At 66.3% G+C, this 7879-nt stretch carries 9 protein-coding genes; all 9 read right to left on the minus strand.

Annotated features, from left to right (window positions below; all coding sequences use genetic code 11):
• Positions 1-200: 200 nt before the first annotated feature.
• Entirely contained in the window at positions 201-995 is a 795-nt protein-coding gene (locus EA346_RS14695) for a hypothetical protein (protein ID WP_296759848.1), read from the minus strand.
• Between the two features lie 23 nt (positions 996-1018).
• Positions 1019-2500, minus strand: a complete 1482-nt coding sequence (trpE, locus tag EA346_RS14700) for an anthranilate synthase component I (RefSeq protein WP_296759850.1) — start codon at positions 2498-2500, stop codon at positions 1019-1021.
• A gap of 186 nt (positions 2501-2686) precedes the next feature.
• A complete protein-coding gene (locus EA346_RS14705; RefSeq protein ID WP_296759852.1) occupies positions 2687-3370 on the minus strand; it encodes a phosphoglycolate phosphatase in 684 nt (227 codons plus the stop codon).
• Positions 3371-3386: 16 nt separating this feature from the next.
• On the minus strand, positions 3387-4076 hold the full coding sequence (rpe, locus tag EA346_RS14710; RefSeq protein ID WP_296759854.1) for a ribulose-phosphate 3-epimerase: 690 nt from the start codon (positions 4074-4076) through the stop codon (positions 3387-3389).
• Positions 4077-4281: 205 nt separating this feature from the next.
• Entirely contained in the window at positions 4282-4599 is a 318-nt protein-coding gene (locus EA346_RS14715) for a c-type cytochrome (RefSeq protein WP_296759856.1), read from the minus strand.
• Positions 4600-4692: 93 nt separating this feature from the next.
• Positions 4693-5358, minus strand: a complete 666-nt coding sequence (locus tag EA346_RS14720) for an energy-coupling factor ABC transporter permease (RefSeq protein ID WP_296759858.1) — start codon at positions 5356-5358, stop codon at positions 4693-4695.
• Positions 5359-5407: 49 nt separating this feature from the next.
• Positions 5408-6034, minus strand: a complete 627-nt coding sequence (locus EA346_RS14725) for a methyltransferase (protein WP_296759859.1) — start codon at positions 6032-6034, stop codon at positions 5408-5410.
• Complete coding sequence (locus EA346_RS14730; protein WP_296759861.1) at positions 6031-7188, minus strand: 5-(carboxyamino)imidazole ribonucleotide synthase; 1158 nt, start codon at positions 7186-7188, stop codon at positions 6031-6033. The genes EA346_RS14725 and EA346_RS14730 overlap by 4 nt, the downstream gene beginning before the upstream one ends.
• A complete protein-coding gene (gene purE, locus EA346_RS14735; protein ID WP_296759862.1) occupies positions 7185-7688 on the minus strand; it encodes a 5-(carboxyamino)imidazole ribonucleotide mutase in 504 nt (167 codons plus the stop codon). The genes EA346_RS14730 and purE overlap by 4 nt, the downstream gene beginning before the upstream one ends.
• Positions 7689-7879: the final 191 nt, after the last annotated feature.

Below are 7879 nucleotides of genomic sequence, written 5' to 3' on the forward strand. Positions count from 1 at the left end.
GTCGGGTTACGCCCTTTGGGCTAACCCGACCTACCGTTTGCGGCTTTTCATCATCAGGGGTGCCGCACCCCACGACGACATGAGCGTTAGCCCCGGCGGCGAACAGCGGGAGCAAGCTGCCGCACTCCATAAGCGCGAGCGCAGGCCGTCATCCACTTTGGCGGCGTGGGCCGTAGTACGCGTAAAACCGTGCCTTTCCGCTATCGGGACGGGAACTGTCCGGAAAACAGCGCAGCGAGCAGCGTTCCGTCCATCGCTGAGAGCGCATGGCTGCCAGGACTCAGCAGCATCTCCGCCCGTCCACGCAGGTCGGCGACGCGATTCAGGTCCTGCAGCACCGGATCCACAACGGTATCGCTGAAACGCACGATCGAAACGTAACGGATGTCCGGGTGGGTCTGGTGACTCAGCCAGCGCAGTACGTTGCCCGGCTGGTTCGGGCTGATTCCGGAGTACAACTCCAGCAGCTGCTGCAGGTCCGTCTGGCTCAGCAAGGGCGTGTAGGTGCCCAGCGGTGACTGCCAGAAGAAATCCCCCAGCTGGATCATGCTGCTGTCGACGTGGGGACTGGCGATCGTGATCAGGACCTCCACCTCGGGGCGTCTGCGCGTGACCAGCGAATAGCGCGCGACGACGCCTGCAATGGAGTGCGCCACGAGAATCACGGGCTCGTCCGGGTGGCGCCGTGCCACCGCGTCCAGGTACAGGTTCAGCCACTCGGCCTGCATCGACACCGGACGTTCGGTGGGCATCACCAGGGTGTAGAAGAGCTTGCGGGTCGCCTCGGGGGAACGGTCGAACTCGACTCCGCGCAGGGAGGGTAGCATCTGCCCCCCGTCCGCCCAGCCCGACCCGGCCAGCGGAATCGTGACCCCGGCCTCGCGGAAGGGGTGAACCAGCTCGCTCTGGTGCCCGGGGATCAACAACATCACCTGGCCCACCAGCGGGAGCGGCAGCAGGAACAGCAGGACTGCAACAACGATTGGACGCAGCATATCGCCAGCCCCGGGTCTTCCGCTCAGACGCGCCGCGGACCCAGTCCGGCGATCGCCATCTCCGCCGCCCGGACCACGGCCCGGCCCTTGTTCAGGGTCTCCTGCCACTCGTTCTCCGGCACCGAATCATAGACGACCCCGGCACCGGCCTGGATGTGCAGGATACCGTCGTGCAGCACGGCGGTACGGATCGCAATGGCGGTGTCCATGTTGCCGGACCAGGACAGATACCCGACGGCTCCAGCGTACACGCCGCGCTTGACCGGTTCCAGTTCGTTGATGATCTCCAGCGCCCGGATCTTCGGAGCGCCACTGACCGTGCCGGCCGGGAAGGTCGCGCGCAGCACGTCCATGGCGCTGAGTCCGGGCTGCAGTTCGCCTTCCACATTGGACACGATGTGCATCACGTGCGAGTACCGTTCCACGACCATGGTGTCGGTGACCCGCACGGTTCCGGTGCGGCTCACGCGGCCGACGTCATTGCGTCCGAGGTCGATCAGCATCAGGTGCTCGGCCCGTTCCTTGGGGTCGGCCAGCAGTTCCGCTTCCAGTGCCTGGTCCTCCTCCGGATTACGGCCGCGGGGCCGGGTACCGGCGATCGGGCGCACGGTGACGCGGTTGTCCTCCAGCCGCACCAGGATCTCGGGCGAGGCTCCGACCACGTGGTGGTCGCCCAGATCCATGAAGTACATGTAGGGCGAAGGGTTCAGGCCGCGCAGTGAGCGGTAGAGATCCAGCGGCGGCGCGCTGAACGGGACGCTCATGCGTTGCGCGAGGACCACCTGCATCACGTCGCCATCGACGATGTACTGCTGCGCCCGCGCCACGGCGGCCCGGAAGTCCGCCCCGGGCCAGCCGGCGGAGTATTCGGGTACTGCGCGCGGCCGGGGATGCGGGTGGGGGCGCGCCAGCGGTTCGAGCAGGCGCGTCTCGAGCCGGTCCAGACGCAGCGAGGCCTCGGCCTGCCCCTGCGGCCGCGTGGCGTCCGCATGCGCCACCAGATAGAGCCGCCCGGCGAGGTTGTCGAACACCACCACCTCGTCGGAGACCATCAGCAGGATATCGGGCAGCCCAAGGGCGTCGGGCTTTTCCTGCCCGGCCAGGCGCGGCTCGATCAACTGCACGGTCTCGAAACCAAAATAGCCGACCAGGCCGCCGGTGAAGCGCGGCAGCCCACCCAGATCCGGAACCCGGAAACGGGCCTGGAATTCCTCGATCCAGGCCAACGGGTCGTCGTGGTCCAGACTCTCGACCACGATGCCGTCGGTCTCGACCTCGATGCGATGCCCGCGCACGCGCACGAGGGTGCGCGCCGGCAACCCGATGAACGAGTAGCGGCCCCATTTCTCGCCACCCTGCACCGACTCGAAGAGGTAGGTGAAAGGCAGGTTGCCCAGCTTCAGGAAGATCGACAGCGGCGTATCGAGATCGGCGAGCACCTCGCGTACCAGCGGGATGCGGTTGTAGCCCTCGGCCACGAGGCGGTCGAACTGATCGGGACTCATGGCCGACCACCCGGAAAATGCGGCCCCCTGCGGATCCGCTGCCCGAACGACACGAACCGGCCGAACGGGAACGAAGCCTCCGACACCCGCGCATCCCGCGCCTGTCGAGGGCTTGCTTCCAGCATGGGGAAGGTCGTCTTCAGCACGCTTCCCGGCCCCGGCGGCCGCCGGCGGTTCGGCATGGGTTCATGCGACCTCGGCCTGCAGCAGGCCGGGCAGTTCGTCGAGACGGTCGAGCACGGCGTCCGGACCCTCGTCGCGGATGTCCGCGCCGTGGTTGTAGCCGTAGCTCATGCAGACGATGCGGAATCCGGCGGCCCGGGCGGCCTTCACGTCACTGCGGGAATCGCCGACCATCAGCGATTCGCCGGGCGTGACACCGAGTTCCGCGGCGGCATGCAGCAGCGGCGCCGGGTCGGGCTTCTTGCGTTCCAGCGTGTCACCCGAGACGACCAGGGCGAAACGGTCCAGGATCCCCTTGTCACGCAGCAGCGGCAGGGTGAACTGCTCGGCCTTGTTGGTGACGCAGCCCAGCCGGTACCCGGCGGCCTCCAGCAGGTCCAGCCCCTCGCGCACGCCGGGATAAAGACGGCTCCGCTGCGAGGTGTTCTCGCGGTAGATGCGCATGAAGACCGGAAGGGCGCGTTCGAAGAGCTCGGAGTCGGCCTCGCCGTCGAGGTCATTGGCCAGGGCCCTCTGTACCAGGCGCTCGACACCGTTGCCGACCCAGTTGCGCACGGCGGGTTCACCGCGCCGGGGCAGGCCCAGCTCGTCCATCATCGCATCGACGCTGAAGGCCAGGTCCGGGACACTGTCGACCAGCGTCCCGTCGAGGTCGATCAGGATCATCCCGGGGCGCGGCAGGAACACGGCGGACGACAGGGGATCAGGCCTTGGCCAGTTCGTCGCGCATCTTCTTCACGATGCTGTCGTAATGGTTCGGGTCGGTATCGCTGACGGCACCGAAGATCGCCGAACCGGCGACAAAGGTATCGGCGCCTGCGGCCTTGATCTCGCGGATGTTGTCGGCTTTCACCCCACCGTCGATCTCGAGCCGGATCTCGCGACCCGAGTCCTTGATCCGCTGGCGTGCTTCGCGCAGCTTGTCCAGCGTGGCCGGGATGAAGGCCTGGCCACCGAAGCCGGGGTTCACCGACATCAGGAGGATCATGTCGATCTTGTCCATCACGTAGTCCAGGTGGGACAACGGGGTTGCGGGGTTGAAGACGAGCCCGGCCTTGCAGCCTTCGCCCTTGATCAACTGCAGGGTGCGGTCGATGTGATCGGAGGCCTCGGGGTGAAAGGTGATGTAGCTGGCCCCGGCCTTGGCGAAATCGGGAACGATACGATCGACCGGCTTGACCATCAGGTGCACGTCGATGGGTGCGGTCACACCGTGCTTGCGCAGGGCCTCGCAGACCAGCGGACCGATCGTCAGGTTGGGTACGTAGTGATTGTCCATCACGTCGAAGTGCACGATATCCGCGCCCGCGCGCAGCACATTGTCGACCTCCTCGCCGAGGCGGGCGAAATCGGCGGAGAGGATGGATGGGGCGATCAGATCAGGAAGGGCCATGAGGAACCTCGCGGTCGGAGCCAGTGTTGCGTGCCCGTGGTGAGTTGGCGGGCGGGGTAGCCGAAAGACTTTACCGGAAGCCCCGGCACGAGGCAAAAGTGCCAAAAAGCCAAGCCGCCGCGAGCAGGGCCGGCGGCGGCTTGAGAGGAACGAAAATCCAGGTGACCCGGGCGAGGTTCCGTCTGGCCCGATCAACCCCTGGGTGTCACTCCAGCGAGGCCATGTAGGCGGCCAGATTGGCGATATCGTCATCGCTGAGGTTCATCGCATGCGGCATCATCATGGCGCTGTTCGGGCCAACGGCCTCACCGGCGCGGTACTTGGTCATGGTTTCGACCAGGTGCTCCTCATCCGAACCTGCGACCTTCGGGAAGATGGCCTGACCCTGGCCAGCCGGGCCGTGACAGCCGACGCACCCGGAAGCCGCGTACTTGGCCTGACCTGCTTCCACATCCCCTGCCTGAGCAGTGGCCATGCCAGCCGCCATCGCGATACCGGCTGCGACCAAAATCAACTTCTTCATTTTTCATCCTCCTTCAAGGATTGTGCGGTTGAAGTCCTTTATGGATCATTTTTTTGACGTCTACAGGTTACGGCGTGTTACCTGAACGGAGCATTAACGGCCATCGACATAGCGCGCATCGGAATACGTTATCACCCACTCGGGCCGAAACATCACCAGGCCAGTGATGATCATGCCGTTCAGCACCCCCTCGGGCAGTACCAACAATGGCGTGTATTGCAGATACTCCCTAACGATAGACTCCCATGCGACATCCGTAAAGAGTCCGTAGACCAGCGAGTTGGCGGCCATCACCACCAGCACCGACAACGCGCCGCCGAAAAAGCCCACGACGTAGAGGTAGATGAACATGTGGGGGGGCAGGCGACGCTCGCTGAATTGGAGCAGCCCCCAGGTGACGAGAGCCGGTGCAACCCCCGAGATCAGGATGGTCAGGGGGACCAGCATCGGCTCCACGATGCCAATGAGGGCTAGCGTCACGACGACCAGGGAGACCATCAGGATGGCCAGGCGCCAGCCAAAGATCAGGGTGACCGCAACCACGCCGAGGAAGTGCATCGCAAGACCGTCGACCGCCTCGGCACGCAGGCTCCAGATCACCACCAGCACAAGGGTGGCAAGCAGGAAGTGCTGCACCCGGCCCGGAACGAAGACCTCGTCCCAGGTCATGCTGCGCAGCATCCAGACCATCAGTATGGCAAGCCCGATGGTTCCCAGGATCTGCAGCCAAACGGGGAAAGTGACATCGATATGATGCATGGGTGCAACCCTGATTGGGCCGGCCCGCGGAGGCCGGGAAGACAGGAAATCAGTCGCGCTCTCGCCGCGCAAGCGCGACCGTGTAGTCCCGTCCCTGCTTCAGCTTCTCATAGTTCCCGAAGACTTCCTTGAAGCCCTTCTCGATGAAGCGGCGCAGTCCGGTGATCGTTACGACATAGAGACGACCGTCCGGGTTCAACTGGTCCCAGGCATCGAGCAGGTAGGTGTACAGGAGTTCCCGCCCCACCTTCGCCGGCAAATTGGACGCAACGACGTCGAAACGGCGTTCCGCAATCTGGGCGAAGCCGTTGCTCAGCAGGCAGTCGACATTGCCCAGACCGTTGCGCTCGGCATTGCGGCGACTGTACTCCACCGCGACGAAGTCCTTGTCCACCAGCGTGCAGTGCCCGTCACGGGCCTTGCGCGCGAAAGCGAGCCCGATCGGCCCGTAGCCGCAGCCGAGGTCCAGGCAGCGGTCGGTCGCGGCAACCTCCGCGTAGTCCAGCAGCAGGCGCGTTCCGTCATCGATCCGCCGCGGCGAGAACAACCCCCAGGTGGTCACGAAATCCAGCGACTCACCCGCAAGCACGTCCGCGAAACACAGATCCGCCTTCAGTTCGCGCTTCAGACGCTCGCGCTGGGCACGGTCGCGGAGATCCGCCCGGGAACCGCTCACCGTGCCGCCCCTTCCGCCAACTCCGCCCACAAGGACTCCGCGAGGCGCGCGGGCTGCGAGGCATCGCTCTCGCCCGGCACCCCAAGGAGGTTCACGTGCCCCATCTTGCGCCCCGGGCGCGCGACCGGCTTGCCGTAGAGATGCAGCCGCGCGCGTCCCTGCGCCAGCAGCCGGGACAGGTCGGGCAGGCCCTGGTCCTCGGGCCAAAGGTCCCCCAGCAGGTTGACCATCGCCGCGGGCGCAGTCAGGTCGGCCGGTGCCAGCGCCAGCCCGCAGATGGCGCGAACCTGCTGCTCGAACTGCGACACGGTCGTCGCATCGAGGGTGTAATGCCCGGAATTGTGCGGACGCGGCGCCATCTCGTTCACCAGCAACTCGCCGGATCCGCAGACGAAGAACTCGATTGCAAGCACGCCGCAGTAGTCCAGTTGCTCGGCAACCCGCTGCGCGACCGCCTCGGCCTGGGCACGCGTCGCCGCGTCGATCCGCGCCGGAATGCGGCTCAGATGCAGGATGCCCTGCCGATGCACGTTCTCGGCGACAGGGAACGACCGGCAGCGCCCGTCGGGATCGCGCGCCAGAACCACCGAGACCTCGCGGTCGAGTTCGACCTGCTGCTCCAGCACGCAGGGCACCTCGCCGAGCTCGCGGAAGGCGCGTACGACCCCGCCCGACGCGGATACCGGCAACTGCCCCTTGCCGTCGTAGCCCAGCCGTGCGGTCTTCAGAATCGCGGGGAAGTCCCAGTCCGGAACCGCGGCACGGGCGGCGGCGATGCTGTCCACCACGAGCCACGGAGCGACCGCGACACCGGCATCCTCCAGAAAGCGCTTCTCGGCAATGCGGTCCTGCGCGATGGCCAGGGCCCGGGGATTCGGGCGCATCGGCGCGTGCGCCGCCAGCCACTCGGCACTGGCCGCGGGAACGTTCTCGAATTCGCAGGTGATCACGTCCGCGTGCGCTGCCAGCTCGGACAGGGCATCGGGATCGTCGAAGGCGGCGCAGAGATGGCGGTCGGCCAACCGGCCGGCGGGGCTGTCCGGATCCGGGTCCAGGACCCAGACACGATATCCCATGGTGCGGGCGCTGAGCGTGAAATAGCGGCCGAGCTGCCCGCCTCCGAGCAGCCCCAGGACCGCCGGCGGCAGGATCACTGCTGCACCGGGGGCAACACCTGGGCGAGGACGGCCTCGCGCTGGCGCTCCCGGAATCGTGTCAGGCGACCGCGCAGGCCCGGGTCCCCGTTCGCCAGCATCGCCGCGGCAAAAAGGGCGGCGTTGGCTGCACCAGCGTCGCCGATGGCAAAGGTCGCAACCGGGATGCCCTTGGGCATCTGCACGATCGACAGCAGAGAGTCCTCGCCCCTCAGATGCCGCGACGCCACCGGCACGCCCAGAACGGGTACCGTGGTCTTCGCCGCGAGCATGCCCGGCAGATGCGCCGCCCCACCGGCACCGGCGATGATCGCTTGCAGGCCGCGGCCGGCGGCTTTCTCCGCGTATTCGAACAGGAGGTCCGGCGTACGGTGCGCCGACACGACGCGCGCTTCGTAGGGAATGTCGAGTTCTGAGAGCATCCTCGCGGCGTGCTCCATCGTCGGCCAGTCGGAGCTGCTGCCCATCACCAGGCCAATCTTCGGGTTGGTCGATTCCATAACCCCGCAAAGATAGCCCTGGCGGGCATTGCGGGCAAGCCAATGCTCGGGAATGCACGGGCGATCTCGACAGCCCGGCCATGGATCGGACCGTCTTGCCCCGCACTCCGGGAGGCGACGCCGCACGTCGGGTTACGCTACGCTAACCCGACCTACAGAACTATGGAGTGCGGCGGCTTGCCGCCGCTGTC

Source organism: Thioalkalivibrio sp. (assembly GCF_007692535.1).
Lineage (GTDB): Bacteria > Pseudomonadota > Gammaproteobacteria > Ectothiorhodospirales > Ectothiorhodospiraceae > Thioalkalivibrio.

Bases quoted from the DNA above. Each gene is read 5' to 3' on its own strand.
- trpE (WP_296759850.1), bottom strand. From the start codon at position 2,500: ATGAGTCCCGATCAGTTCGACCGCCTCGTGGCCGAGGGCTACAACCGC.
- purE (WP_296759862.1), bottom strand. From the start codon at position 7,688: ATGGAATCGACCAACCCGAAGATTGGCCTGGTGATGGGCAGCAGCTCC.
- rpe (WP_296759854.1), bottom strand. From the start codon at position 4,076: ATGGCCCTTCCTGATCTGATCGCCCCATCCATCCTCTCCGCCGATTTC.
- EA346_RS14695 (WP_296759848.1), bottom strand. From the start codon at position 995: ATGCTGCGTCCAATCGTTGTTGCAGTCCTGCTGTTCCTGCTGCCGCTC.
- EA346_RS14720 (WP_296759858.1), bottom strand. From the start codon at position 5,358: ATGCATCATATCGATGTCACTTTCCCCGTTTGGCTGCAGATCCTGGGA.
- EA346_RS14715 (WP_296759856.1), bottom strand. From the start codon at position 4,599: ATGAAGAAGTTGATTTTGGTCGCAGCCGGTATCGCGATGGCGGCTGGC.